This is a genomic window from Priestia sp. YIM B13489 (genome assembly GCF_042787645.1).
Taxonomy (GTDB): Bacteria; Bacillota; Bacilli; order Bacillales; family Bacillaceae_H; genus Priestia; species Priestia megaterium.
In genome coordinates, this window is sequence record NZ_JBHZOQ010000053.1 from 4,672,292 (window position 1) to 4,699,265 (window position 26,974).

The following is a 26,974-nucleotide window of genomic DNA, read 5'->3' on the forward strand; positions in this document are numbered from 1 at the left end:
TAAAAAAGAGTCCAGGTAATGAATACCTGGACCTTTTTTAATCCTTACGAAACAAACCAAAGATTCCCGTTGTCTGAACGATATTGGTAAATGCTTTAGGATCTACCTCTTTAATCACTCGCTCCAAGTCAAATAATTCGTATCTAGTCAAAACAATCATCAGCATTTCTTTATCTTCGTTTGTAAAGCCGCCTTTAGCCGGTACCGCCGTAATCCCTCGCACAAGTTTGGCGTGAATCGCCTTTCTTAGCTCCACTCCTTTTTTCGTTACGATCATTGCTGTGAGTTTGACATGACGCGTATGAATAACATCAATGACGCGAGTAGTTGTATAAAGCGTCACAAGCGTATAGAGTGACTTCTCAGCACCATATAAAAGACCTGCTAGCACGATAATAATTGCGTTTAATATGAACATATAAGTGCCAATTGGTCGGTCCTTTACTCGAGATAAAATCAGGGCAATAATATCGAGCCCACCAGTTGAAGCTCCAAATTTCAACGTAATTCCTACCCCTACCGCTAAAATAACGCCTCCAAAAACTGCGTTAAGGATGATGTCTTTAGAAAGTGCTTGAATAGGAATAATTCCAAGAAACAAAGTTGTTGCAGCAACGCTGATAAAGCTGTAAACAGTAAATGACTTCCCAACTTTTTTCCACCCTAAAATAGTTACAGGAATATTTAACAACAACAGCAGCACTCCAGTGGAAATAGTAAAAGGGGTGTAATCTGTCACGATACTCGAAACAAGCTGCGCTACTCCTGTAAAGCCGCTCGAATATACATTAGCAGGTATCAAAAACAAGTTGAGCGCAAGCGCATTCAATAATGCTCCTACCAAGACGACTATCGCTTTTTTTGTTTCAAGCCACATATTCAAATGACCGACCTCCGCTTTTTTAAAACTTTTTACTCTCCTATACCCATTTATAAAATGAATAAAGTCAGCATCTTTAAAATAGTTAGTACATATAGTATGTACGATTTGGCAGAATTAAAAAAACTTATTCAAAAATTGTATTTTCCTCAAAGTGCTTATACACTAATACTATGTCGTATATAACGCTTCTCAATGTTTATACATCAAATTCATTTAATATTTTATAAATGCAATTAGGAAGGTGACATTTATGTCAATTAAACTTTTAACCGATAGTGCAAGCGATTTGCCTTTATCCTTTTTTCAAGAAAATAACGTTGGCTTTTTACCACTTCGCGTAAGCCTGGATAATCAAGAATTTTTAGATCTACAAACGATTGAGCCAGCTTCTGTCTACGAAGCCATCCGTAAAGGCAAGATGCCAAAAACATCTCAAGCGGCTCCAACTACTATGTATGAAGTCTTTGAAGACATAGCTAAATCAGGTGATTCGTGCGTTTATTTAGCTTTTTCTTCAGAATTATCCGGTACATATCAAACAGCAATGATGATTCGAGAAGAACTCCTAGAAAAGTATCCCGATTTTCAATTAGAGATAATCGATACGAAATGTGCATCTCTTGGCCAGGGAGTAGTTACTTATTATGCAGCACAATTACTACAACAGAACCTCTCACTAGTAGAGATGACAGAAAAAATAAAGCAATACGCGCTGCATATGGAACATATTTTTACGGTCAATGACTTAGATTTTCTTGCTCAAGGAGGACGCGTGAGCAAAGCTTCTGCTTTTGTAGGAGGTCTGCTTAATATTAAGCCGCTGCTTCATGTGGAAGATGGAAAATTGATTCCAATCGAAAAAATCCGCGGCCGTAAAAAAGTATTTAAGCGCATGCTTGATGTCATGGAAGAGCGAGGAAAAAACCTCTCTTCTCAAACCATTGGAATTAGCCATGGAGATGATTTAGAAACAGCTCTTCAGCTGAAAGAGATGATTCAAGAACGTTTTGGAACCAAACATTTTATTATTAATATTATTGGTGCAGCCATAGGTTCTCACTCTGGCCCAGGGACGATTGCAGTCTTCTTTTTGAATGAAACCATCGAATAATTTAAAGAGGTCAGGGCATTCTAAAGATACGACCAAAAAGGGGTGTATCACAATGCCAAAAACGAGCGATAACGATAAAAAAGCAAAAGATAATAACGCAAAGCTTCACGAAAAGAATCTGCAAGCTAAGCATAACCGTGAGCTTGGAAAACATTCATTTTCTAAAAAAACTGATCACTTATAAAAAGAAGCCGCTGAATTTTCAGCGGCTTCTCCTTTTAGTTTTCTTCTTTTTTAAAATATGTCCATCCTTCTTCTTGATAAACTTTTCCTTCTTTCATCAGTTTACCAAGCGCACGTTTGAACGCAGCTTTACTCATATTAAAGCGCTCGCGAATATCTTCCGGATAGCTTTTATCCCAAAATGGCATAACGCCACCGCGGCTTTCCATGTAATCGTATAGTACTTGTGCATCTTCATCCATGCTTTCTTGCTTGCGCGGAAGAAGCGATACGTTTAGCGTTCCGTCTTCTTTTACATTAATTACGCGGCCTGTTACATACGTACCAAGCTTTGGTTCTTTGCGTCTCTCGCTTTCATGAATAAATCCAACATATCCTTCATCTGTCATAATAAATGAACCTACGCGCAGTACGCGATAGATGTATCCGCTCACTTCACGATTAAAAAGTTCGGGCGGAGCATCTAATGCCATTGCTTTCATCACATCGTCTGTAGCAATTTTTCCGTACATCTTACCGCGCTTTGAAATCTTCATTGTACAGTAAACCTTGTTTCCGACTTCTGGCCACAGATCTTCTAGGGCAGGTAAGTCTGTTGAACCAATTAACATATCTTTGTTCATGCCGATATTTACAAACACGCCCAAACCTGGATTAACATCTACGACCTCGACCCACTCATAGACACCTTCTTCAACAAGAGGTAAGTGCATCGTTGCCGTTAAACGGTCATGCTGATCAAGGTATAGAAAAACTTCTACTTCTTCTCCTTCAGCAAGTTCTCTTGTTGTTTCATTTTTATGTAGCAAAATTTCTTCTTCACCTTCTGCTAACATATAACCAATCGGCGTTTCCCGGTTTACTGTTAAATACGCTTTCATCCCAGCTTCTACATTCATCGTTCTATCCATCCTTTATATAAATTAGTAGTGACTATTCCGTCACCACATACCTTCTCACTTTGCATCGAACAGCATTTTAACTTTCAAATCAACTTAAATGCATGCATTGTTTAAAAAAGCTGCTTCTATAGCTTACAACAAAAAGCATAACTTGTATTGTATCAATTACCGGCTCTCTATTCAATATCAGTTGTATACAGTTTGTGTTTTATTTATAATAAAAGAACAAACTCTTTACATATGGAGGTTATTATGGCTAAAGATAGTTCATTTGACATTGTGTCACAAGTCGATTTATCAGAAGTAACAAACGGCATTACCATGGCAACAAAAGAAATTAAAACCCGCTACGATTTTAAAGGTAGTAAAAGCGAAATCTCGCTTGAAAACGAAGAGCTTGTTCTTATTTCTGATGATGAATTTAAGCTTGAACAGTTAAAAGACGTACTGATCTCCAAGCTTATTAAACGCGGCGTACCTACACGCAATATCTCATATGGAAAAATTGAGAACGCCTCTGGAGGAACGGTTAGACAACGCGCCAAGCTAATTCAAGGTATCGACAAAGACAACGCTAAAAAGCTAAATACAATTATTAAAAATACCGGTTTAAAAGTAAAAAGCCAGATTCAAGATGATCAGCTTCGCGTAAGCGGTAAAAATCGTGATGACCTGCAGCAAATTATTTCAGCTATTCGCAGCGCTGATTTACCTATTGACGTACAATTTATTAATTACCGCTAAAAAAATGGATGCTCCGGCATTCATTTTTTCTTTTAAAGCCTTTTTTTATTCGTTCAGGCTTATTCCTATGCATAGATACACTTTCTTAACAAATACTAGTATACGCTTACATACTCATATTAATTAAGGAGTGTATACCAATGAATCAAAATCAAAAACAAAACTTCCCTCCTCAGCATCAGCAAACTCAGCCAGGTATTGAGAAAGATATGCATCCAATCCCTACCTCTATCGCTCCAGACTATAAGGCAAGCGGAAAATTACAGAACAAAGTAGCTGTTATCACCGGAGGAGACAGCGGTATCGGACGTTCTGTCGCTTATCATTACGCTAAAGAAGGCGCAAATGTTGTCATAACCTACCTTAATGAACACGATGATGCAAATGAAACCAAAAAACAAGTTGAACGAATGGAAGCTTCTTGTTTATTGCTTGCTGGCGATATAGGAGATGAGCATTTTTGTCAAGAAGTCGTCTCAAAGGCGATTCAGACTTTCGGAAAAATAGACATCTTAGTCAATAATGCAGCTGAACAGCATCCTCAAAAAAGTATTACGGATATTACGACTGAACAGCTTACTCGTACGTTTCAAACGAATATTTTTTCAATTTTTCATCTGACCAAAGCTGCATTGCCTCATTTAAAACAAGGAAGCGCTATTATTAATACAACGTCTGTGACAGCTTACCATGGGCATGATCAGCTGATTGATTACTCTTCAACCAAAGGTGCTATCGTTGCTTTTACACGTTCTTTATCAGCTTCGCTCGCAACAAAAGGCATTCGCGTAAACGGCGTAGCTCCGGGACCCATTTGGACACCTCTTATTCCGTCTACGTTCGACGAACAGCAAGTTGCGACATTTGGGTCTAATACACCTATGAAACGGGCAGGACAGCCTTCTGAGCTCGGACCGGCCTATGTATACTTGGCAAGCTCTGATTCTTCTTATATGTCCGGGCAAGTTCTGCACATTAATGGGGGATCTATTGTAAACGGATAACATTTCTCTTCGGTCATTCATTTATTTTTATGTGGAAACACTATCAGAATTCAGCTATTTTTGTTTAAATAGAGATATGAACACCGCTAAAGGAGAGTATTTGAATGACCGATACATTAAGCACTCTTAAACATATATACGAAACCATTTTAAATAAAGTCGATGCCGGTATCCATGCGGTCGATGAAACAGGAAAAACTATTATTTATAATGAAAAGATGACAAAGATGGAGCTGATGGATGAACAAGACGTTTTACATAAAAACTTGTTAGATGTGTTTATGTTCAAAGAAAATCAGCAAAGCACGCTTGTACAGGCGCTGCAAAAAGGAAAAGAAACGGTTAACGTCAAGCAAACGTATTTCAACAATCAAGGACAAGAAATTACGACGATTAATAATACCTTCCCTATTTTAAAAGACGGGGTCATTCAAGGAGCGGTTGAAATTGCTCAGGACGTGACGAAACTAGAGCGTCTAATCCGGCAAAACATTAGGCAAAAAGGAAACACACGCTTTACGTTTGATAGCATCATTGGAAACAGTCAAGCGGTTCATGATGTGATTGAAGACGCCAAGCGCGCTACTAGAACTCCTTCTTATGTCTTAATCATTGGAGAAACAGGCACGGGAAAAGAACTGTTTGCTCAAAGCATACATAATGGCAGCAGCCGCTCTTCTGCTCCTTTTATTTCACAAAACTGTGCTGCGCTACCGGATAATTTAATTGAAAGTCTTTTGTTCGGTACGAAGCGCGGAGCTTTTACAGGTGCAATGGATAATCCTGGCCTTTTCGAACAAGCGCAAGGAGGCACATTACTGCTAGATGAAATCAACTCGTTAAACCCAAATCTTCAGGCTAAGCTTCTTCGAGTGCTGCAGGAAAAAACCGTACGAAGAATTGGGGATACAGTGGACAAACCGGTTAACGTTCGAGTGATCGCGAACATGAATGAAGATCCAATCGATGCAATTGCAGAAAACCGATTACGCAAAGACTTATATTATCGACTTGGCGTCGTGACGCTTTTTATTCCTCCTCTTCGTGAACGAAAAGAAGATATTATTGAATTAACAAAGTTTTTCATCAAAAAATACAATGATTTATTTCAGATGAATGTAAAAACCGTAGATCACCAAGTCATGTCTTCTTTTCTCTCTTATGACTGGCCAGGGAACGTACGGGAATTAGAACACATTATTGAAGGTGCAATGAACTTAGTAATGGACGAAGATGTTATTCACTATTCTCACCTTCCTTTCCAATACAGAACGAAGTTCCAGCTAAAGCAGCATGAACATTTTGAAAATAAAGCAAGCAGTGACGCACCTTCTTATCCAAGCGCTTTTCACCCTTCTCTTCCTTTAAAGGAACAGCTGTTAGCGTTCGAAGCAGAATGTATTAAACAAACGCTTGAACAACACAGCCACAACATCTCAAAAAGTGCTAAGATACTAGGGCTGACTAGACAAAGCTTGCAGTATCGTATGAAACGATTAAACATCCGCTCTAAATAAAAAAGAAGTGCACAGTGCACTTCTTTTTTATTTTGCTTTATAAACCGGTGAATCCGATTGTTTTTGATCAATATTTTTCTTGATTCCTACGTGATAATACACGTAGAGCACAATGATTAAAGGGACACCACAGTAAAGACCAATTCGTTGATCCGGAATAAAAATTAAGCTGATTAATACAAGTCCATACAAACAAAAACCTAGAATAGGAACGAACGGATAAAGCGGCGTTTTAAATTTCAATTCCTTTATGTCTCCTCCTTCCGCTAAAAAACGACGGCGGAACATAAATTGAGAGGCACAAATGGACATCCAAACAATAATGGTCACCATTCCTGAAATCGAAATAAACCAAAGATATACGGTTTCAGCAGCCACGACGCTTGTAATCAACGAGCACCCTGAAATAATCATTGTCACAATTAATGCGTTAATTGGAACACCTTTTGAAGATAATTTCTTCAAAGGTTTTGGCCCCATATTGCTGTTTGACAGTGACCAAAGCATACGAGAAGCAGCATAAACGCCGGAGTTCGCCACTGATAGAACGGCTGTTAAAATGACAAAGTTCATGATATCCGCTGCGTATGGAATGCCAATTTGATCTAATACGGCAACAAACGGACTTTCAATGACGCCTGCTGTTTTGTATGGCAGAATAGAGACTAAAACAAACATAGCTAACACAAAGAAAAACAGCGTTCTCCAAATGACGTTTCGAATAGATCTCGGCAACGTTTTCTCAGGACTTTCACTTTCTCCTGCTGCAATGCCGACAAGCTCCGTTCCTTGAAACGAAAAGTTAACCGTTACTAAAGTCAATAAAACTGCCAGTATTCCATTTGGAAAAAGACCTGCGCCTTGGGTGAAATGTGAAAGAAACGGTGCGGGTTCTCCTCCCTTGAAATCGATAAAACCAAAAACAGCAGCTCCTCCAATTAAAATAAATAGAATAATAGCCGTAACTTTAATACTCGAAAACCAAAACTCAGTTTCAGCATAGCTTCGAGCAGAAAGAGCGTTAATTAAAAATGTAATGACGCCAAAAATCAAGCACCATGACCATATAGGTACATCAGGAAACCACCTCTGCATTAAAATTCCTGCTGACGTAAATTCAAGCCCCGTCGTATTTGCCCAGCTGAACCAGTACAGCCATCCAATCATAAAGCCTGTAGAAGGCCCTAAAAACCTTGTAGCGTATTCTTGAAAGGAACCTGAAACCGGCATTGCTACCGCTAGCTCTCCTAAACAAAGCATAACTAAGTACATGAGGAAGCCGCCTATTACATATGCAAGAATGGCTCCTCCCGGCCCTGCCTGGCTAATAGTAAAACCCGAACCTAAAAATAGGCCTGTTCCAATCACGCCTCCTAACGCAATCATAAATAAATGTCTGCTTTTCATTGTTCTCTGTAATTGGTTTTGTTCTGTATGTCTATTCATCGGTACCTCCGTTCTTCATTTTCTTATATGTGGTTTGTACAAGCATGCCTACTTTTTAGCATCTGAACAGTTGTTTCTTGAATCAACTTAGGAAGAACTCCGAACGAATAAGGCTTATACACTCGCTCTGTCCACTTATGTCCGTCTTTCCCATATACTCCTATATTGATGGACGGAATATTTAACTCTCGAATTTCACGGAAAGGAATCGCCCCTGCAATCCCCCACCCCGGAAAGTTACGTGTAAAAGCATCGATTTCCTCATCTGTCTCATGAAGAGATAAAAAGCTGCCATCCGCTAGGTAGGGAAAAAATTTTTTAAACTGAAACGTCTCTCCCGTCTGTTTTCCAACCTTCTCCACAGCTGCTTGCAAGGGATAAAGAAGCTGCTGATCTCTGCTTTCGTCTTTCTTCAAGTGATTATGAGGCAAGTAAGGCGGTGCAAAAAAGACAATTACGCGCGGACTTTGATGCGGATCTAACTTTTGAAGTTCTTCAATTACTTTAAAGCACCTTGTTCTAAGTTCTAAATGCCCATACTGTTCGAAAGCTCGTTCAATACAAGCCTGAGCATTTATCCCTTTTTGATCCAATTCTTCCAGGTAATCTTCCAAACTCACAACATCCACTTTCCAAGACAAGTTTCGCTTTGGTAAATTCGTTCTCCAAACAAAAAGTTCGTAATAATCAGAAAGTTTTTTCTCCACTTTTTCACATGCTTCGATTGATAATCCAATTAATTGACTCATCACTTCTTTTGCCGTTCGTTCATAGATGAAATAGTTAAAATACAAATGACTGCTTACAGCAGTTTGCACATTATAAGCCTCTTTATTATCTCGTTGATACAGACAGGAAGGTGGCAGTACCAGCTCTCCTTCAATATTTTCAGCTAGATTAATATTGTTATGGATGCTTCCTGTAATCTCAGATGCAATCAAATTAGGATCTATACCAGCAAGCGTATCTCCTACGTGTACCTCCCTTCCGTAAATATAAAAACATGGAAGCAGTTTCCCAGCGGCTCCTGTATAAATATAGCGCGTGGAATCTCCATCGTAAAGAGGTGTAATAAAGTCGGTATTAATCGCTGCTACATATGAAAGATTTTTTTCTTTTTTCAAACGGTTCAGTTCAGAAACGGCAGAAATAATTCCAGCATGCTGACTTTCCTCATCTGGGTTGACCATAAAAAGGACGTTTCCTTCTAGTTTATTTAGATGCTTAGTAAAATGCAGCACATTGGCTAAATGTACAGCAATTCCACTTTGCATATCAACGGCTCCTCTTCCAAACATCCATTCACCTGAGCGAGCATCTCGCTGTACATCTTCATTAATGTTATGCGTAGAGAAATAGCGCTGAAGTTCTTCTGGATCTAATGCTATGTCTTTTAATGGACCAAAATCTTCAATGCCAACCGTATCTAAGTGAGCGTGATAAATCATTGTTTGAGCATTTTTTTTGCTGCCTTGAATAAAAGCAAATACATTTTTTCTACCTAGCGTATCGCCATTAATTTTCTGTTCCCAAACGTGGAGGGGATTTTCTTTGAAATAAGGAAAACTTTGAAGCGTGTTTTTAATGAAATCAGCAATCTTTACTTCGCCGCTTGTCCCATTGATACTTTTGATTTTCACTAACGCTTTTGTTAAACATTCAACTTGCTCTTCCATGCTTAGCTGTGAGAGTTGGATATACACTTCTATTCCTCCTGCCTATCAAATAAAAACGTTATTTAGCTGCATATGAATAAAAATAGTACGATATATACATATCGTACTATTTTTATTTATTTTAAACCGATTACTCAGCAAATACTTTTTCAATTCGTTCAATTGCCCAGTCTAACTCTTCTTTTGAAATCGTTAGCGGCGGAGCAAAACGAATAACCGTACTGTGCGTTTCTTTACAAAGCAAACCTTGGTCTTTTAATTTTTCACAATAAGGACGAGCTTCTTCGTGTAATTCTACCCCAATGAATAGACCTCGGCCGCGCACTTCTTTAATAACTGGATTGCTTAAGCTTTGGAGCTTCTGCTTGAAATAAGAACCTAATTCTAATGAACGCGCTGGAAGTTCTTCATCTTCAATTACTTCCAAAGCAGCTAATGATACGGCGCAAGCAAGCGGGTTTCCTCCAAATGTTGAACCATGAGAGCCAGGGTTAAAGACACTTAAAATGTCTTCATTAGCGACTACGCAAGAAATAGGGAAAACTCCTCCTCCAAGCGCTTTACCTAAAATCAGCATATCTGGTTCTACGCCTTCCCAATCACAAGCAAACATTTTGCCTGTACGCGCTAAGCCAACTTGTATTTCATCAGCAATAAATAGCACATTATGTTCTTTACATAAATCAGCTGCAGCTTTTAAGAAGCCTTCTGGAGGTAAAACGATACCTGCTTCACCTTGAATTGGCTCAATTAAAAATGCGGCTGTATTTGGTGTAATAGCAGCTTTTAACGCTTCTAAATCACCATAAGTAATGGTTTGAAGCCCTGGAAGCATCGGTCCAAAACCACGTTGATATTCTGCTTCAGACGATAAGGAAACAGCTGTCATTGTACGACCGTGGAAGTTGCCCACACATGCGATGATTTGTGCTTGATTTTCAGCAACGCCTTTCACATCGTAAGCCCAGCGGCGTGCAGCTTTAATGGCTGTTTCCACCGCTTCTGCTCCCGTATTCATTGGAAGAGCCATATTTTTATTTGTTAATTTACAAATCTTTTCATACCATGGACCAAGCTGATCATTATGAAAAGCTCGTGACGTTAACGTTACTTTATCAGCTTGACGTTTTAATGCTTCAATAATTTTTGGATGACGATGTCCTTGGTTAACAGCGGAATAAGCACTTAGCATATCCATATATTTATTATTTTCTGGATCGTGTACCCATACGCCTTCTGCCTTTTCAATTACAATCGGCAGCGGATGATAGTTGTGTGCCCCAAATTTTTCTGTTTGCTCAATGATTTTCACCGTTTTTTGTGTTTCAGTTGTCATATTTACTCCTCCTTATTTTCTAATTAGAATGTTTCAGATGTTGTTTTTGCTTGCATGTGAAGAACAAGATAATCCGGTCCGCCTGCTTTTGAATCCGTTCCTGACATATTAAATCCGCCAAAAGGCTGGTAACCCACAATCGCTCCTGTACATCCTCTGTTAAAATACAGATTTCCAACATGGAACTCTTCACGAGCGCGCTCAATATGCTCGCGGTTGTTTGATAATAAAGCGCCTGTTAATGCATATTCTGTATTGTTTGCAATCTCCATCATATGATCAAAATCTCGCGCTTTAGAGAATGCTACTACCGGACCAAAAATTTCTTCTTGCATGAGACGAGCTTTTTCATCTACATCCGCAAAAATAGTTGGCTGAATAAAGTATCCAGTTGAATTGTCTGCTTCTCCTCCCGCAACAAGCCGTCCTTCTTCTTTTCCAATTTCAATATACGATAATACTTTGTTATACGACGCCTCATGAATAACAGGTCCCATATAAGTTGAAACTTCTTCCGGGTTTCCAACGGTTAATGTTTTTGTTAGCGCAACTGCTTTTTCAAGCACTTCATCATACACATCTTGATGCACAACAGCACGAGAACCAGCGGAGCACTTTTGCCCTGCAAAACCAAATGCAGAGTATACAATTGAAGAAGCAGCTAAATCAAGATCCGCATCTTTGTCTACAACCACCGTATCTTTTCCGCCCATTTCAGCAATAACGCGTTTTAGCCATTTTTGGCCCGGCTGTACTTTTGCTGCTCTTTCGTAAATGCGGCAACCTACTGCGCGCGAGCCGGTAAATGAAACAAAACGTGTTTTTGGATGTTCAACTAAGTAGTCACCGATTTCAGGTGTAGCACCAGGAATAAAGTTTAATACGCCTTTCGGTAAACCTGCTTCTTCCATTACTTCTACAAATTTCGCTGCTACTACAGGAGTGGCATCAGCTGGCTTTAATAAAATCGTGTTGCCTGTTACGATAGCTGCTACTGCTGTTCCAGCCATGATAGCTAACGGGAAGTTAAAGGGTGAAATAATAATACCTACGCCAAGTGGAATATAATTGTACTGATTATACTCACCGTCTCGACTCTGTACTGGAGAACCATCTTTTAACGTCAGGACTTGACGTGCATAGTACTCTAAAAAATCAATTGCTTCTGCTGTATCAGCATCTGCTTCGTTCCAAGGCTTTCCTGCTTCTTTTACAAGATAACTAGAAAATTCATGCTTTCTGCGACGGATGATGGCCGCTGCACGGAAAAGAATATCCGCGCGATGTTCTACTTTCCATTTTTTCCACGTTTCAAAAGCTTTTAAAGCTGACTGCATCGCTTGTTCTGCTAAGTCTTTATTTACTGTAGAGACATATCCAATCACTTCTTTTATATTCGCTGGGTTAACAGACGTAATTTTTTCTTCAGTTTCCACTTTTTCACCGTCGATCACAAGCGGGTACGTTTTGCCAAGCTGTGTATTTACATATGTTAATGCTTCTTGAAATGCCTTTTTATTGTTTTCGTCCTTAAAATTTGTAAATGGTTCATGAGAATAAGAAACTACCATGATATATACCTCCTAGTATGCAAATCTTTGTTTACTTTATAGTTATGCAAATAGCGTGCCAACTTTTAATAAAACTTTACAGCCTATTTGTCATCAAGGTTTTCACCACTTATATCATTCTTTCTTTTTGATAAAGAAAAAAATAATTGGCACGTGTATATTTTTTTTGCACTTTAAACGCCAATATCTTTGGCACAGAAAATATATTGAGACATACCAAAATCAATCCAATCTAAAAACGAAAAAATCCGAACAAGTTTGATTCTCCATCAAGAATCAAACTCGTTCGGATCTTCCTTCAACTACAATACTTTTGTCCCAGCCTCTTTTCTCTTTGTATATAAAGTTATCTCTTCGTCATTTGAATGGTTTTACAGGATTGTCTTTCAATCATTTTGTGGGGAACGCGCACTTGTTCTGCAACAGCATATGGCGTTTCAATCTGCTTAATCAAGCAGCGTACAGCCTGATAACCAAGTTCAAAAATATTAATATCAATAGATGTGAGAGCAGGTCTAGCCATTTCGGCGATCAGAACATTATTAAAACTGACAATCGAAATGTCTTCAGGAACCGAAATCCCCATTTCATCCAATGTATTTAAAACGCCTAATGCCATTAGATCGTCTGCTACTACCAGAGCTGTTGGACGTTCTTTTAGAGATAAAAGTTCGCAAACAGCTTCTTTTCCTCCCTTTTGTAGAAATTCTTCATGAATTACATACTCGTCCCGGTAAGGAATGTTTGCTTTTTGAATCGCTTTATCATAGCCTGTTAAACGGTCAATGGTAACGACTAATTCAAGACTTCCGCCAATAAAAGCAATACGCTCATGTCCAGATTCAATTAAATATTCCGTCGCTTCTTTTCCAGCTTTAAAATTATCATTATCAACAAACGTGATGCTTTCACTATGTTTAAACGGCTTTCCAATAACTACAAACGGCACGCTCTGTTCTTGCAAATAAGAAAGTACTTGATCATCAACTTTGGAGTACAGCAAAATTAATCCATCCACTCGTCTTCCCTGTACCATTTGAACAACTTCTGCAAAAATCTCTTCTTCTGTTTCTCCAGTGGACATATAAATCGCTCTTTTGTTTTCGTGAGCTCCGGTGCTGATTCCTCTTAGCACTTCGGGAAAGAACGGATTTTGAAACACCTTGTCTGCTGAGCTCGGCATCACTAGGCCGACTGCCTCTGTCGTTTGATTTGCTAGACTTCGCGCAATAATATTTGGGTGATAACCAAGTTCTTTCATAGCCGATCGCACGCGCTGTTTTGTTTTTTCACTAATTCTTGAGCTGTCTGCAATGACGCGAGATACCGTCGAAGGGGCTACATTTGCTAAATTTGCCACATCTTTTATTGTTACACCCATAATTCCACCTCTTAATTATGTTTTCTTCATTAATACTTATAATACTTATCCAATATAATTTGACAACTACGACGCGCTGTCCTTTTTACGAGATTGAGAAATTTTCTTTTCTTTTCTTCTTTTTGAAGATGCTTTGTACAAAAAAATGCCAAATCCCGTATAAACAGCAGCAACCGCTGCGATATATCCAATATTAACCCCTGACTTTTTCACTACTTTATATACATTTGTGGTCTCAGGCTCCAATGAAATGTTGTATACATCGTCAACGGGTCGTATAATTCCTTCCGTTATTAACCCTCTTAGTTCATTTTCTTTTCCAACTTTTTTAAGCGGGACATTAATGGCCGACGTTTCCTTTGTATTATTAATCACAACAAACGTCGTTTCGTCCTTATACCTTCTCTTGTATACAGCCACACCTTGTTGCTCAGACACAAGGGTAAAGCTTCCTTTTCGAAGAGAAGGCGACTTTGCTCTAAGTTCAGCCAGTTTTTTTAAATGATCTATAATATCGGGATTAGCTAAAAAATTCATCATGCCATAATTTTCTGCTCCTTTTCCCCCATTCAGCGCAATTTCCGTTCCATAAAAAACGATTGGTACACTCGGCGAAGTATAAAGATACGAAAGCCCTTGCTTTGTTCGGGCTCCAGGATGATTTTCACTCTTTAATGCTTGTGCTGTAAAACGCGTGCTATGAACATCATCTAAAAAATTGGCTAAAGGCTGATTACTTCCTTTTCCCCACTTGTCATACAACATTTTCTGCGGACGATTAGTACCGCTAAACGTAGCAGCAGTGGCTTCGGCTAGCGTTCTATCTACAAGCAAATCTACTCCTAACGAATCAGCCTGCTCATTTTTTTTAAATGGTTCCCCGTTTATTTCTCCTATTAATAGAAAAGAAGGATCCATGCTTTTTAGCGTCTTAGAAAAGGATGAAATAAATGCAGAAGGGGCTTGATCGATATCTTTAACGTAATATCCGTCAATATCTGCTTGTTTGCCCCACCAAGCAGCATTTTTAATAAGGTATTTCTGCACAGCGCTTTCGTTTAAATTAAGGTGAGGCAATGCTTTAATTACTTCGTTATCTGTACCGGATTTATTACTTATCCATGTTTGTTTTTCTTTATCTGCTACCCAGGGATGATTGTTACTGATTGTCAAAGGAAATTCGACCATAATTTTTATATTGCGCTCATGTGCTTTCTTCACAAGATTTTGTAAGTCTTTTAACGTTCCAAAATGATCGTCTATTTTATAATGGTTGGTCACCGCATATCCATGATAGCCTGTCTCATCATTTTCCATAAAAGGAGTTAATAAAACAGCGGTAAATCCCATCTCTTGAATATAGTCTAACTTTTGTGCTATTCCCTGTAAATCGCCTCCATAATAGGCATCTGAACGTTCATAGTTAACATTTCGATCATTCTGTTCACTTCCGTTATAAAAACGGTTGATCATCAATGAGTATATTACCTCATCACGTATATCTTTATGATCTTGCGCTGAGGCACTGCTTCCAAAAAGCAATAGTAGTATAAGCAGCATACTTGTCCTTTTCCATTTCATCTATTCCCCTCCTATAGACGAACTGTTTCAAACTCACTTTTGTTTCCATTATAACGTTAACGCTTACATTATTGTTAAATAAGTTGATAAAAACAAAAAAAGTGATTAAAAGTTTTTACTTTTAATCACTTTTTTCCATCTATATGCTGCTATACCGTCTCATTTACGTTCGAGATATGAGGTTTATCCGATACTTTACCAACTTTATTTAATCGATCAATCAATCCAACACCAAATTCAGGATGAAGGTTACCATCTGCTGTCGCTACGAAACTTTCACGAAATTCGTATGCGGATGAACCGTGTTCAGCAAAATCTAAACCAGCAATTTCTTCTTGGCTGAGACTTTTTTCTTATTTACATAATAGTTAACGCTTTCATATCTTTTCAAAAAAAAGTAACGCAAAGGAAAAGTAATTCCTTTGCGTTACCCCGTAGAAATAGATGTCATAATTTTCTTTTTCACTTGACTTGTGACAAAGTGCTTTTCTGTAAATACGTCATAATTTTCTTTTCGAATTTTATCAAGAATCGCTCGGTATAAATGCGCCGCTCCTGTGAGAGGCAAACGAGAAGCGACCGGATATTTATGAATCGACTGAAGTCCTTTTATATAATACATCTCCGCTTCTTTAGCCAGGTGCTCCCACATCTCTATAAATTCAGAAGTGACCCACCGGTTCTCTAATAGCATGCGCGTATATCCGTAAGAACTCATAAGGTCTTTCGGTAAATAAATGCGCCCTCGCTCTAAGTCTTCCCCAACGTCTCTTAAAATGTTGGTCAGCTGCATCGCAATGCCTAATGCAACTGCTTCTTCTTCTAATTCTTTATGAGTAGTTGGAGCTAAAATCGGTAAAAGCATTAACCCTACCGTACTCGCTACATGATAAGAATATGTTTTCACTTCATCAAGCGTATCGTATTCTTTTTTTACTAAATCCATTCTCTGGCCGGTAATCATATCATCAAACGCTTGAACACTCATCTCATATTGTTCAAATACATTGCGCAGAGCTACCCACATGGCGCTTTCGTTTAATAGTTCTCCATTTTTAAATCGAGCAAATTCTGATTCGAATTGCTGCAGCTCTATTTCAGGGTTGCATCCTTCATCTACAATATCATCGACTTGACGGCAAAATGCATATACTGCCCATACTGCCTTTCTTTGTTTTGACGGCAGCATGGAAAAAGCTTTGTAAAACGTTTTTGAGTTTTCTTTAATAATTTCTTCACACTGATTGTACGCTTTGTCTAACGAAATGTTCATCATATAGGACCCCTTTCTCTATTAAAGGATAAACCATCATTTCCTTATGGCTTACAAGATCTTAAGAAAGCTTTGCAACCGTTTGAACAGATGATTGTTCAATAAGATGATCAGCTAACATTTTTGCTCCTTGCATAACAATTGGCACGCCTCCGCCTGGATGAATAGATGCTCCGACTGCAAAAACATTTTTATATTCGTACGGCTGGTACTGGGGTCTGAATACGCCTGATTGAAACAGCTCAGGAGCAATACCAAAGCTTCCTCCTTCGTAAAGTCCAAATGCTTGAGCATCATTTGGCGTGCGTACTTTTACCCATTCTAGTTCTTTACGAAGCTCTTCAAACCCTTTTTCTTCTAAAGTTCGAATGATTCCATCAACAAAATCTTGCTGATTGCTCCAATCAATGTGGCCGCCTGATGGAACCGGTATAAGTGCATATAGCACACTTTTCCCTTCAGGGGCTAACGATGGATCAATAACAGAGGGATTAAATGTATAAATAGCGGGATCTTCAGGAATCGTTTTATGCTTAAACACTGCTTCCATATGTTTAGCTAAATCATTGCCCATAAAGTATTGATGCACATTGTGATGATCATATTTTCTCTTCAAACCAAGATAAAGCAGCAGACAGCTGGACGAAGGCACATACTTCTTTTCTTTTTTTTGAGCAATTTTCGCCATATTAGGAAAGTCGCCATTTAAAACAACTTGATCAAATGGATAAAGTTTTTCGTCAACAATAACCCCTTCCGTTTTGTCTCCTGATATAGAAAGCTCTTGAACCGCCTTATTCAAATGAATGTTTACACCTTGCTCTATCAGCGCCTTTTCAAGAAGTGGCACAAGACTTGCGTATCCGCCTTTTACGTAATAGATGCCATGAGCATGCTCACTGTAAGGAACAAGGGAATAAATAGCTGGCGCCGAATAAGGATTTCCTCCAATATAGAGAGATTGCAGGGAATAGGCATCTACTAGACGTTCATCATGGAAATACGTTGAAACAAATTTTCTCATTGATTTATTTGCATTCATTTTTTTTAATGCCTTGATGTTTTGCCATGTCCAAAAATCTCGTTTATTTACAAATGCTTTTTCCAAAAATGCCTTACTTCCTAATTCAAATCGCTTTTTTAATTCAGTCATAAAACGCCGGTAGTTTTGCTCTTCGCCTGGAAACAAACGGCTAATTTCCTCTAACTGATCTTTTTCAGTCGCTTTTTTTGTATAGGTCGTACCGTCTGGAAAATGAATATCATAAAGTGGATCACAGCGTATTAGTTCATATTGAGAAGCAGAAATGCCTGCTTCATCTAAAATACGTTCAAGCATTAAAGGCAGTAAGACAATCGTGGGACCTTCATCAATTTTATAACCATCTTTTTCTACAAACGCCAACCGGCCGCCCAGCTTGTTTTCTTTTTCGAAAATATCAACAGAAAATCCTCGTTTGCTTAATAACAAAGCGGTAATCAAACCGCCTATGCCGCCTCCAACAATTGCGGTTCTCATAATGCACTCTCCATTTCCTTCATGGTTTTAAACGGCTCATTCAGTAATTGTCCGTCTCTTTTTAAGATGAGCTTTGTCGTAATGCGAGATGATTCCAGAATAGTTGGTAGACCGCTTCCTGGATGAGTTCCTCCTCCAACTAGCCAGCAGTTTTCTAATTCTTCAAATTTATTATGCGGACGCAGCACCATCATTTGAGTGAGCTGATGTCCAAGATTAAATGTCGCTCCTTTATAGACCAGCACGTCTTCTTCCCACTGCTTTGGTGAAATGATTTTTTCAACTTCAATATGACTCTCTAAATCTTTGAAGCCCGTTTTCTTTTCTACAATTCTTAATACTGCATCCCGGAAATCTTTTTGTTTTTCATCCCAGTTTACGCCGCTGAAATTATTTGGAACCGGCGCTAAAATATAAAGAGCAGACTTTCCTTCTGGCGCTAAAGTTGGGTCCGTTACCACAGGGTTTTGAATGTAGATAGAAGGGTCTTCTGAAAGAGCTAGCGTTTTTGTGATCTCTTCTACATTTTTTTTATAATCTTCAGCGAACACAATCGTGTGATGAGGCAGATCTTTGTACTGTTTGTCTATGCCTAGATAAATCATGAAAGTAGAACAAGAGTATTTTTTCTTTTCAAGTTTTTTAACTGCATATTTTTTAAGGGTACCTTCATCTATTAAATTCGTCATCGCATGAGCAAAATCTCCATTGATAATGACGTCGTCTGCACCTATTCGCTCTCCATTTTCTAGAATAATTCCTTTTACTCTCTTATTTTCAACCCATAGTTTTTGGACACCTTGGTTTAAATGGATGTGCCCTTGATGTTCTTCCACTACTTTTGCCATTGCTTGAGATAGTTGGTTTACTCCTCCTATTGGATGGAAGATACCGTAAGCATGTTCCATAAACGATAAAATAGAAAAGGCTCCTGGACATTCCCAAGGGGACATTCCCAAGTACTTCGACTGAAAAGTAAAAGCTAATTTCAATTTCTCATCAGTGAAATACTTGCCAAGTACATCATAGAGCGTTTTACCTAAGGATAAGTGCGGCAGTGCTCGAATTGCTTCAGGCTTTAAATAGTGATGAAAACGATCCATCTCGCCCTGCAATAAAGGCAGCAAAGCCGCCATCTTTGCTTCGGTGTCTTTCATAAAGCGCTCATAACCTTCTCCGTTTCCTGGGTATAAACGTTCGATTTCTTCTTTCATCTTTTTATGGTTATCCGTCATCTGAATCTGCGCATCATCGAAAATAAGCTCATACATGAGATTTAGACGTTTTAAGTCCATATAATCATGCGCATTGCGATTAGCAGCTTGAAATAATTCTTCAAAAATCTGTGGCATGCTCAAAAATGTAGGACCCATATCAAACGTATAACCCGACATTTTAATCGCTGAATTTCGCCCGCCCACGTATCCTTGCTTTTCATATACATCTACTTTATAGCCATGACTTGCTAACAGCATCGCTGCCGCTAGTCCTCCTGGACCTGCTCCAATCACGATTACGTTTTTTTGCATACATACACTCCTAATCCTATACAATAGTTATACAAACATTATACAAAGCTTTATTATTAAACACAACGATAAACTGCTTGTCTTTATTCGAATCATAAAATTACCAATAACTAAACCATTAAAATATGACGTTTGTACCATTTTTCCAGGGTTTCAGTACACTTTCCCTTTATTCGGTGCTTTCAAGCTTTTATTTTATATCTATGTAAAGTTATACAAAAATAGACTGCGGTCTTCTTCTCTAGTTAAACGTACAAAAAAGAGAAACAGATGACTTTATTTCATAAAAAAAACCCTCTGTACTGAGAGGGTCCTGTCATTCCACAATTTGAATATTATTGTGAGTAAACCAGACGTGAATTTGAGCTAGATGAGCTAGCAGCTGAGGTCCTGTCATTAATTGACCAAACCACGGTGCTTTAAATCCTTCTCCGCCTGTATCAATAATATGCTTTAACTGTTGCTTATCAAAAAATTCATGAAGAGGTGACTGTTTATCTTGTAAAAGAGATTGAAGCCATACAGTTACAGCTTTTGTATAAGCTGGGTTATGCGTTTTAGGATAAGGGCTTTTCTTGCGATAAAGAACGTCATGAGGCAAAATTCCTTCAAGCGCTTTTCGTAAAATCCCCTTCTCTTTATTGCCCGTCATTTTCATCTCCCACGGAATATTCCATGCATATTCCACAAGGCGATGATCTGCAAAAGGTACCCGTACTTCTAAGCTCGCGCCCATGCTCATACGATCTTTACGATCTAATAAAGTTGTCATAAACCAAATCTGATTTAAATAAAACAGCTTTCTCCGCTGCGCATCTTCTAACGATTCACCCTCTAATTCAGGCACTTCCTTTAATGTTTCTTCATATCTTGCACGCACATAATCTTCTAACTGTAATTTCTTTCTCCATGAACTTTGCAGCAAATCAATTCGAGCATCTAATGAACGCATCCACGGGAAGGTATCCGAAGACAAATCATGTTTTCGGTGAAACCACGGATATCCTCCAAAAATTTCATCCGCACATTCTCCTGATAAGCTCACGACAAAATCTTGTTTGATTTCACGGCAAAACCAAAGCAGCGATGAATCTACATCAGCCATTCCAGGAAGGTCTCTCACCTCTACAGCCTCTGTTAAATGCTGCACAAGGTCCTCCGTTGAAATAATGCAGCGGTGATGATTTGTTTGAAACGTATCCGACATGAGCTTGATATAAGTTCCATCAGAATTTGGCTGAAACTCATTTGCTTTAAAAAATTTATCATTGTCTTCATAATCGATAGAATACGTATGAAGAGAGCCCTTGCCGCTTTCTTTGAACGCATTTGCAGCAATTGCTGTAATGGCGCTTGAATCTACTCCACCTGATAAAAATGTACAAACCGGGACATCCGACACTAGCTGTCTTACAATCGCGTCTTGCACTAAAAATTTAACTTTTTCTGTAGTTTCACCTAAATCATCTGTATGCTGCTCACTTTTCACGTTCCAGTATCGCCAAATTTTCAACCCGTTACGAGTAAGCGTGAGCGCGTGAGCCGGGCGCAATTCATTTATTTCTTTAAATACGCCGTGGCCGGGAGAACGAGAAGGTCCTAAGCCAAACACTTCTGCTAATCCATCTAATCCTACTTCCGCTTTCACCTCAGGATGAGCTAATATCGCTTTTAATTCCGATGCAAATTGAATTCCACCTTCATAAGATCGATAGAATAAGGGCTTCACTCCCATTCTGTCGCGTGCTATAAATAACTTTTCATTGGCTTCATCCCAGATTGAAAAAGCAAAGATACCGTTAAAATGATCTACGCATGATTCTTTCCATTCTATATAAGATGTTAGAAGTACTTCCGTATCTGAATGTCCCTGAAATTGATAACCTCTTTTTAGTAATTCTTTCCGAATATCTTCCGTGTTGTAAAGCTCTCCATTATAGCAAAGCGTATAGAGCTGTTCATTTTTTTCTCTTGTCATGGGCTGTCTTCCGCCTTGAGGATCTACTACAACTAAGCGTTTGTGCCCAAAAGCAACATGCTGCTGTGTCCATACGTTGGTGTCATCAGGACCTCTTTTCGATAAAGTGTCAGCCATTTTTGTTATTGTTGCTGTTTCATTTAAAAGCGATCGCTTTAAGTCGACCCAACCCGTTATACCACACATCGTTTATCATCCTTTCTTTCACGCTCTTGTTTATGAATGAAATAATGCCATTGTATGCACGCAATAGTTACAGTTGAATTGTCCTTATATTTTATTTTCACTTTCGAGTTATAAAGAGAGCTTTTTTAGGCAATAAAAAAATATGGATAAATTTCACACGGAGGTTTGATTATGACTCATTATTCTAAACAACAAGCTCTGAACAATCAGCCGCGTTCCTTCGTGATTGGTACGGTTGAATGTGTTGATTCACAGTGGATTTTCTTTGAAGATGAAAGTGACGAAGCTTCCATGCTCCATGAAGTAATGGATGATACATTAGAACTTCTTATTGATACACGCTGGGAAAAAGCCATTATGGTTGATGACCGTCAAATAAAGCTTCACGATGGAACGTATTTATTGCGAAATGGGGATAAGCTAAGACTGACTAAAAAGCTACCTTATGCATACGAACAGCTTCTTCAATCGCTACCGAAAGAGACCTTTTTATCATTCACTCAGCACTTAAATTCATTAAAATTCTCTCTTTATGATTGTATTTACTGTCACAACACATTATGTTTTTTACCGACAGACGGTGATACAAAAGGTGCTAATTTTATCATTTATGACAATGAGGAGAAAATTTGTGCCGTTCAGCACTTATTCGAACGAGGCACGCATCACCTAGATCGATTTGAATATACCGTTAATGATGGAGAACGTTCAATGAATCTTTTTTTAGATTAAAGCAAAAGAAAAAAGCTATCTTATCCAAGATAGCTTTTTTCTTATCCTAGTACGACATATCCGTAATAGAATACTAAGATAAGCGCAATTACAAGAACTGCCCAAGCAACGCCTGTACGCTTTCTTTTTTCAGTACGAACAAGTACCATTTCCATTCCCACAAGCACTAACACTCCGGCAATTCCTTTAATGAGCGCTGCGCCTTGAAAATGGTACCAAGCTGCTAACATATGCAGACCTGATACTAATACTAATAAGTATAGGAGTCTCGCCACCATATGTAGAATTTTTTGACCTTTAGCTTTACCTGCTCGATGTAAAATCAACGAAACCACAAACGAGATAATTAATAATGTCCAAAGCGTTACATGAATATGTAGTGGAGCCATTCATCTCACGTCCTTTCTGAAAATATCATATCATGAAAACCTTTCCTTCACCAATAATATAAGGAAGAAAAAGGATTTTTAGCGACCGCGTCCATAAGTAGCATACCGAATGAGTTTTTCAAGGGGTCCATCTGAAAATAGGCTCATCCATATCCGGCTTCCCAGCAGTTGAATAAAAATGATAATCCCCGCAATAGCCAAACCTTCTACAATTGAAATATGTCCGTAGTATCCTAACCCATATGAGTAAAAAAGAAATGTGCATACAATGGACTGGACAATATAATTAGTTAAAATCATTCTCCCCAAAAAGGCAAATGGCTGCATGACTTTTTGAATAGATACACTTCGCATAGCTAATGTGACCAACGTTACAATAAAAATTGCTCCTGCCGTTCCTCCAATTGTATCGTGAATATACGATGTCGCTACATTGTGATCTAAAACATAGGGCAATACAGATGATGCTGCATACACGATGAATGAAATAAGACAAAGCCACTTTGTCTCCACTATATATTCTTCTATTTCTTCGAACCACTCGCTTTTTGCCATAAAACCGCCTAATAAAAACAGTGGAAATAGCGATAAAAACAGAAAAGGAACCGTATTTAAATTATACGCGTAGTACCAATCAAGCAAGCGCTGATGAAAGATTGACGCAAAACTTCCGTGTCCATATGCTTGAAGCGCTTGGTCAATAATAGGCTGGTGAATTCCCGCTGCTGTCTCTCCTTCGTTAACCAAAGCCGCTACTGTTAAAATAACAATCATAATCACAGCATAAATGCTAAATATTCCGGTTCCCCACGCTAATATCACTTCTTTCTTTGCTTCTTGAAAAAATAGCATGATCAAAGCAAAGAAGCTGTACATCACAATCATATCACCGTGCCAAATAAATAAAGTATGAATAGCCCCAACGAGAAGCAAAGCCGTGATTCTTCGTACATAAAAAGGAGTAAAGCTTACTTGCCTTTCGTATGTACGCTGGAACATTTTCATAAAACCAAATCCAAACAAAATAGCGAGCAGCGCGTAGCATGTCTGCCCTACAACTACATCAACTAATCCATTAGCAACATAGTTCATTCTTGAACCGTCCAACAAATTATGGTCGTAATAGGAAGCAGGTGAATAAAAATTCGGCATGTTTATGAGCAAAATACCAATAAGCGCGATTCCTTTTAATACATCTGCTGCCTCAATGCGCTGTTCTTTATCAGCTGCGTTCATTTTGAAACGTTTCATTCTTTCACACCTTACATTATTTCATTATTGCTTTCACATTATATCGAACGCAAAAGTTTTTCTTCAATGTTTACTATTTCCATTCCTCTCTTTAATGTTTTGCTTCCTCCCTGCATATAGATAAAGAAAAAGCATTAATCACCTTTTTGTCTAGGCTTCATATGCTGTTACTAGACTAAATTAAAAGGGTGTTTGCCTATGCCTGCCATTGTTGGTGTTGTTAATCTTAACAGTGTTGGTTCAGCCAGCGTCTTTCATATTGGAGATGTTTATACAATAGCCCCTATTTCCACTGCTAAAACATTTGCTGGCGCAGGTTCGTTTAATACAGGTGACGGATTATATGTTGTGAATCAGCAGAGCTCAACCAATACGTCAGACAATGATGTAAATGACCAAAATGTTGCTGGAAATCTATAATAGAAATGAAGCTCATACAGGAGGATGCTTATGAACTTTTACGTGAATCAAAGTATCTGTATTCAAAGTATGAAAATCAGTGCCGTAAGTAACTCTTCAGTACTTCAAATTGGAAGCGTAGGTGTTATTAAACCGAACTCAAATCTCTTTAATACAGGAGGGTTTACAGGCGCTGCACCTACTGAAACAAAAAAAGGCATTCTTGGATCTGTTTCTCCTTCTGCCTTTACTCCCGGAACCGGTGCGGGCACTGCCCCAGCTCCTTTCTCACAGTCGTTAACTCCCCCAGTTCGAGACAACGACTGACATGTTACAACCTTCATCGCCATATGTATATATATAACTATTTTCTTTATCAGAAGATAAGGGAATTGAGGTGATTGAAGGTGGATAACATGGACTATATTCAGCAGGTACATCAGTATGTTCAGCAAATGTCTTCGTATATTCAGCAGCAAGAAGGACGCATTGCTCAGCTTGAAAAAAACGTACAAGAACTTCAGAAAAAAATAAAAGAGTTAGGTGAACAGCCACCTATTAAAATTGATAAAATTGAATATAAATTTGAACAGTTAAAAATCGATTCTTTAGATGGAACATTAAATATTGGATTAAACCCTCTTACACCTGATAATTTAGAAGATATCATTATCAATGAGAAACCAGAAGTAACGTTTTCGCAAGGAGCTCAGCCACAGGGGCAACCGCCTCAAGGTGAGCAGCCGGGACAACCCGGAGGTCCTGGACCGCAAAATCCTAGCTTAAAACCGTTGAACCGCCAGCTAGAAAAACAGTGGGTCTCTGATATCCACGAAACGATTTTAGCTGAACTTAATCAATATGGATTTTCTATGGTTCAACATGTGCTTGATGAGCGCTCGATGATGATTGATGAATCGTACTACGAGTTTATTTTAGAAGATATTAAAAAGCAGCTGCAGCAGCGGATTACTTTTTATATACAGCAAGTTCAGCCGGAAGAAATGGAACGAAATTTTGAACAAATCAAACCTCAAATTATCGGTAAACTTTATGAAGATATGAAAAAAGGAATTGACGCATTTTTAACGTATTTACCTGAATCTTTAAAGAAAGGTGGACCTCCTTCATGAACTTTAACGTTGTAAACCGCGAATTGCTTGTTGGAGACGTTAGTATTACAGGCGTATCTTCTTCTTCTCTTTTTTTAATTGGTGATGCCAATTACATCTCTCTATCCTCAACATTTGATACGCCGGCTGAATCGTTGATTATCGGACCTTATGTGCCACTATCGTTATCATAAAGGAGCTTACGTATGCTTTCACGCACATCTTCTGTTAATTATATAGAAATTAATTCCTTGTCGGCGAGCTCCTTTTGCCAAATTGGAGATTCAACAGAAATTCATCTACTTAATAAAGCTTTAGCCGATCGGAGACAGTATCCGTTTTTCTACGGTCGAGAAGGAAACTTTGATGATTACGCTATCTTTAATGAGCCTATTCCTCATGGCGATTATGAACCTATTCCCGTTCAAACATGGAATGAAATACCTTTGATCCGCGTTAACAGAATTGATATAAAAGGGTGCTCATTCTCATCAGTTATTCATATTGGATCAACGTGCAATGTTTATGCAGAAGCCCGCATTAAGCATATTCGGGAACTGATCAACGATGAACCTTCAAAGGAAGCTGAAACAGGAACATCAAGTAGTGCTTCTTCACAAGCTAGCAGCAGTGAGTGAACCTTTTAAAAAGATGCTCATATACTAAATTAATATCATGAAAAAAGGGTGTGAATCTCATGCCAGCAATAATTGGACCCGTTAGTATCATGAGCGTCGGAGGCGGTGTCGTAACGTTTGGAGATACGTTTTATGTTTCTCCAAAAAGTGCCGCTAAAACAGCGTCAGGCTCTGGTTCTTTAAATACAGGTAACTTTGTTAATACTAATAACGGCATTTCAGGAACAAATACGTTAGATCCAGATTTATTCGATCAAAATATAGCAGCAAATGCTTAAAAAAACCCCTTATCTTTGCTATTAAAGCGGATAAGGGGTTTTTTATTCACCTGGATTTTCGGCTGTTTGATTTCTTGGTTTTAGGTAATTTAGAAGAAGGCTGTTTACGAATCCATTTAATAAAAGAGCTAATTTTAGAATCAGCTTGTAATAAAGAAATCGTATTAAGACGAATGGCTAATTCATCATTTGTGTATAACGCATGAATTTGTTTATGACACGGAATACATAAGTTTGCTGTTGGTTCAAATGCTCCGCCCATTTCCTTTGGCGTTAAATGATGTACGGTCGTCAAGACATCCTGCCTTCCGCATAATTCGCATGTTCCTATCCGCCTGTCTTTTTTCTTCATATA

The 26,974-nt window shown here is 38.5% G+C and carries 27 protein-coding genes; 12 read left to right on the forward strand and 15 right to left on the reverse strand.

Annotation, left to right across the window (positions count from 1 at the left end):
- Nucleotides 1–37: 37 nt before the first annotated feature.
- Nucleotides 38–877 carry a YitT family protein gene (locus ACFX4W_RS29825; RefSeq protein ID WP_025749916.1) on the reverse strand — a complete coding sequence of 280 codons (840 nt, stop codon included), beginning with the start codon at nt 875–877 and terminating at the stop codon, nt 38–40.
- 256 nt (nt 878–1,133) lie between these two features.
- On the opposite strand from ACFX4W_RS29825, the gene ACFX4W_RS29830 reads away from it, so the two are divergent.
- Complete coding sequence (locus ACFX4W_RS29830) at nt 1,134–1,994, forward strand: DegV family protein (protein ID WP_043980523.1); 861 nt, start codon at nt 1,134–1,136, stop codon at nt 1,992–1,994.
- Nucleotides 1,995–2,046: 52 nt separating this feature from the next.
- A complete protein-coding gene (locus ACFX4W_RS29835; RefSeq protein ID WP_013055378.1) occupies nt 2,047–2,178 on the forward strand; it encodes a DUF3941 domain-containing protein in 132 nt (43 codons plus the stop codon).
- Between the two features lie 34 nt (nt 2,179–2,212).
- Here the strand turns inward: ACFX4W_RS29835 and ACFX4W_RS29840 are convergent, their stop codons facing one another.
- Nucleotides 2,213–3,076, reverse strand: coding sequence for a CvfB family protein (locus ACFX4W_RS29840; RefSeq protein ID WP_013055377.1), 864 nt, complete (start codon nt 3,074–3,076; stop codon nt 2,213–2,215).
- 255 nt (nt 3,077–3,331) lie between these two features.
- Here ACFX4W_RS29840 and ACFX4W_RS29845 point away from each other — a divergent pair, with 255 nt between their 5' ends.
- From ACFX4W_RS29845 to ACFX4W_RS29855, 3 genes are all read left to right on the forward strand, one after another.
- Complete coding sequence (locus ACFX4W_RS29845; RefSeq protein ID WP_013055376.1) at nt 3,332–3,823, forward strand: YajQ family cyclic di-GMP-binding protein; 492 nt, start codon at nt 3,332–3,334, stop codon at nt 3,821–3,823.
- 140 nt (nt 3,824–3,963) lie between these two features.
- Nucleotides 3,964–4,827, forward strand: a complete 864-nt coding sequence (locus ACFX4W_RS29850; protein ID WP_016763019.1) for an SDR family oxidoreductase — start codon at nt 3,964–3,966, stop codon at nt 4,825–4,827.
- A 104-nt stretch (nt 4,828–4,931) separates the two neighbouring features.
- Nucleotides 4,932–6,344 (forward strand): sigma-54 interaction domain-containing protein, encoded by a 1,413-nt coding sequence (locus ACFX4W_RS29855; protein ID WP_028407442.1) that lies wholly within the window; start codon nt 4,932–4,934, stop codon nt 6,342–6,344.
- A gap of 27 nt (nt 6,345–6,371) precedes the next feature.
- Here ACFX4W_RS29855 and ACFX4W_RS29860 read toward each other — a convergent pair whose 3' ends face one another.
- The 10 genes from ACFX4W_RS29860 to asnB form a co-directional block, all read right to left on the reverse strand.
- Nucleotides 6,372–7,790 (reverse strand): amino acid permease, encoded by a 1,419-nt coding sequence (locus tag ACFX4W_RS29860; protein WP_043980524.1) that lies wholly within the window; start codon nt 7,788–7,790, stop codon nt 6,372–6,374.
- A gap of 23 nt (nt 7,791–7,813) precedes the next feature.
- Nucleotides 7,814–9,493, reverse strand: a complete 1,680-nt coding sequence (locus ACFX4W_RS29865) for a M20/M25/M40 family metallo-hydrolase (protein ID WP_043980525.1) — start codon at nt 9,491–9,493, stop codon at nt 7,814–7,816.
- A gap of 103 nt (nt 9,494–9,596) precedes the next feature.
- On the reverse strand, nt 9,597–10,802 hold the full coding sequence (locus tag ACFX4W_RS29870; protein ID WP_043980526.1) for an ornithine--oxo-acid transaminase: 1,206 nt from the start codon (nt 10,800–10,802) through the stop codon (nt 9,597–9,599).
- Between the two features lie 23 nt (nt 10,803–10,825).
- On the reverse strand, nt 10,826–12,373 hold the full coding sequence (gene pruA, locus ACFX4W_RS29875) for an L-glutamate gamma-semialdehyde dehydrogenase (RefSeq protein WP_014461625.1): 1,548 nt from the start codon (nt 12,371–12,373) through the stop codon (nt 10,826–10,828).
- A gap of 346 nt (nt 12,374–12,719) precedes the next feature.
- Nucleotides 12,720–13,754, reverse strand: a complete 1,035-nt coding sequence (locus ACFX4W_RS29880) for a LacI family DNA-binding transcriptional regulator (protein ID WP_043980528.1) — start codon at nt 13,752–13,754, stop codon at nt 12,720–12,722.
- A 66-nt stretch (nt 13,755–13,820) separates the two neighbouring features.
- Nucleotides 13,821–15,335, reverse strand: coding sequence for an alpha-amylase family glycosyl hydrolase (locus ACFX4W_RS29885; protein ID WP_165575573.1), 1,515 nt, complete (start codon nt 15,333–15,335; stop codon nt 13,821–13,823).
- 427 nt (nt 15,336–15,762) lie between these two features.
- Nucleotides 15,763–16,611 carry a phytoene/squalene synthase family protein gene (locus tag ACFX4W_RS29890; RefSeq protein WP_043980531.1) on the reverse strand — a complete coding sequence of 283 codons (849 nt, stop codon included), beginning with the start codon at nt 16,609–16,611 and terminating at the stop codon, nt 15,763–15,765.
- Nucleotides 16,612–16,669: 58 nt separating this feature from the next.
- Nucleotides 16,670–18,127 (reverse strand): phytoene desaturase family protein, encoded by a 1,458-nt coding sequence (locus ACFX4W_RS29895; RefSeq protein ID WP_043980533.1) that lies wholly within the window; start codon nt 18,125–18,127, stop codon nt 16,670–16,672.
- Nucleotides 18,124–19,656, reverse strand: a complete 1,533-nt coding sequence (locus tag ACFX4W_RS29900) for a phytoene desaturase family protein (protein WP_043980535.1) — start codon at nt 19,654–19,656, stop codon at nt 18,124–18,126. The genes ACFX4W_RS29895 and ACFX4W_RS29900 overlap by 4 nt, the downstream gene beginning before the upstream one ends.
- A 316-nt stretch (nt 19,657–19,972) precedes the next feature.
- A complete protein-coding gene (gene asnB, locus ACFX4W_RS29905) occupies nt 19,973–21,820 on the reverse strand; it encodes an asparagine synthase (glutamine-hydrolyzing) (RefSeq protein WP_025749930.1) in 1,848 nt (615 codons plus the stop codon).
- A 171-nt stretch (nt 21,821–21,991) separates the two neighbouring features.
- On the opposite strand from asnB, the gene ACFX4W_RS29910 reads away from it, so the two are divergent.
- Complete coding sequence (locus ACFX4W_RS29910; protein ID WP_016763009.1) at nt 21,992–22,552, forward strand: DUF2777 domain-containing protein; 561 nt, start codon at nt 21,992–21,994, stop codon at nt 22,550–22,552.
- A gap of 41 nt (nt 22,553–22,593) precedes the next feature.
- Here ACFX4W_RS29910 and ACFX4W_RS29915 read toward each other — a convergent pair whose 3' ends face one another.
- Together ACFX4W_RS29915 and ACFX4W_RS29920 are read right to left on the reverse strand one after the other, a co-directional pair.
- Entirely contained in the window at nt 22,594–22,941 is a 348-nt protein-coding gene (locus ACFX4W_RS29915; RefSeq protein ID WP_013055360.1) for a DUF1516 family protein, read from the reverse strand.
- Between the two features lie 78 nt (nt 22,942–23,019).
- Nucleotides 23,020–24,192: a DUF418 domain-containing protein gene (locus tag ACFX4W_RS29920; protein WP_043980891.1), complete on the reverse strand. Its 1,173-nt coding sequence runs from the start codon at nt 24,190–24,192 to the stop codon at nt 23,020–23,022.
- Nucleotides 24,193–24,390: 198 nt separating this feature from the next.
- Between ACFX4W_RS29920 and ACFX4W_RS29925 the strand changes: the two genes are divergently transcribed.
- From ACFX4W_RS29925 to ACFX4W_RS29950, 6 genes are all read left to right on the forward strand, one after another.
- Nucleotides 24,391–24,612 carry a spore germination protein gene (locus ACFX4W_RS29925; RefSeq protein WP_013055358.1) on the forward strand — a complete coding sequence of 74 codons (222 nt, stop codon included), beginning with the start codon at nt 24,391–24,393 and terminating at the stop codon, nt 24,610–24,612.
- Between the two features lie 30 nt (nt 24,613–24,642).
- Nucleotides 24,643–24,918: a spore germination protein GerPB gene (locus ACFX4W_RS29930; RefSeq protein ID WP_237074501.1), complete on the forward strand. Its 276-nt coding sequence runs from the start codon at nt 24,643–24,645 to the stop codon at nt 24,916–24,918.
- A gap of 89 nt (nt 24,919–25,007) precedes the next feature.
- Entirely contained in the window at nt 25,008–25,724 is a 717-nt protein-coding gene (gene gerPC / locus ACFX4W_RS29935; protein ID WP_043980887.1) for a spore germination protein GerPC, read from the forward strand.
- Nucleotides 25,721–25,897, forward strand: coding sequence for a hypothetical protein (locus tag ACFX4W_RS29940; protein ID WP_013055355.1), 177 nt, complete (start codon nt 25,721–25,723; stop codon nt 25,895–25,897). The genes gerPC and ACFX4W_RS29940 overlap by 4 nt, the downstream gene beginning before the upstream one ends.
- Before the next feature lie 12 nt (nt 25,898–25,909).
- The gene (locus ACFX4W_RS29945; RefSeq protein ID WP_028407429.1) at nt 25,910–26,341 is read left to right on the forward strand and encodes a spore germination protein GerPE; all 432 of its coding nucleotides are present in this window, start codon (nt 25,910–25,912) and stop codon (nt 26,339–26,341) included.
- A 59-nt stretch (nt 26,342–26,400) separates the two neighbouring features.
- Complete coding sequence (locus tag ACFX4W_RS29950; protein WP_025749935.1) at nt 26,401–26,619, forward strand: spore germination protein; 219 nt, start codon at nt 26,401–26,403, stop codon at nt 26,617–26,619.
- Nucleotides 26,620–26,665: 46 nt separating this feature from the next.
- Here ACFX4W_RS29950 and ACFX4W_RS29955 read toward each other — a convergent pair whose 3' ends face one another.
- Entirely contained in the window at nt 26,666–26,971 is a 306-nt protein-coding gene (locus tag ACFX4W_RS29955) for an HNH endonuclease (protein ID WP_033578017.1), read from the reverse strand.
- Between the last annotated feature and the right edge of the window lie 3 nt (nt 26,972–26,974).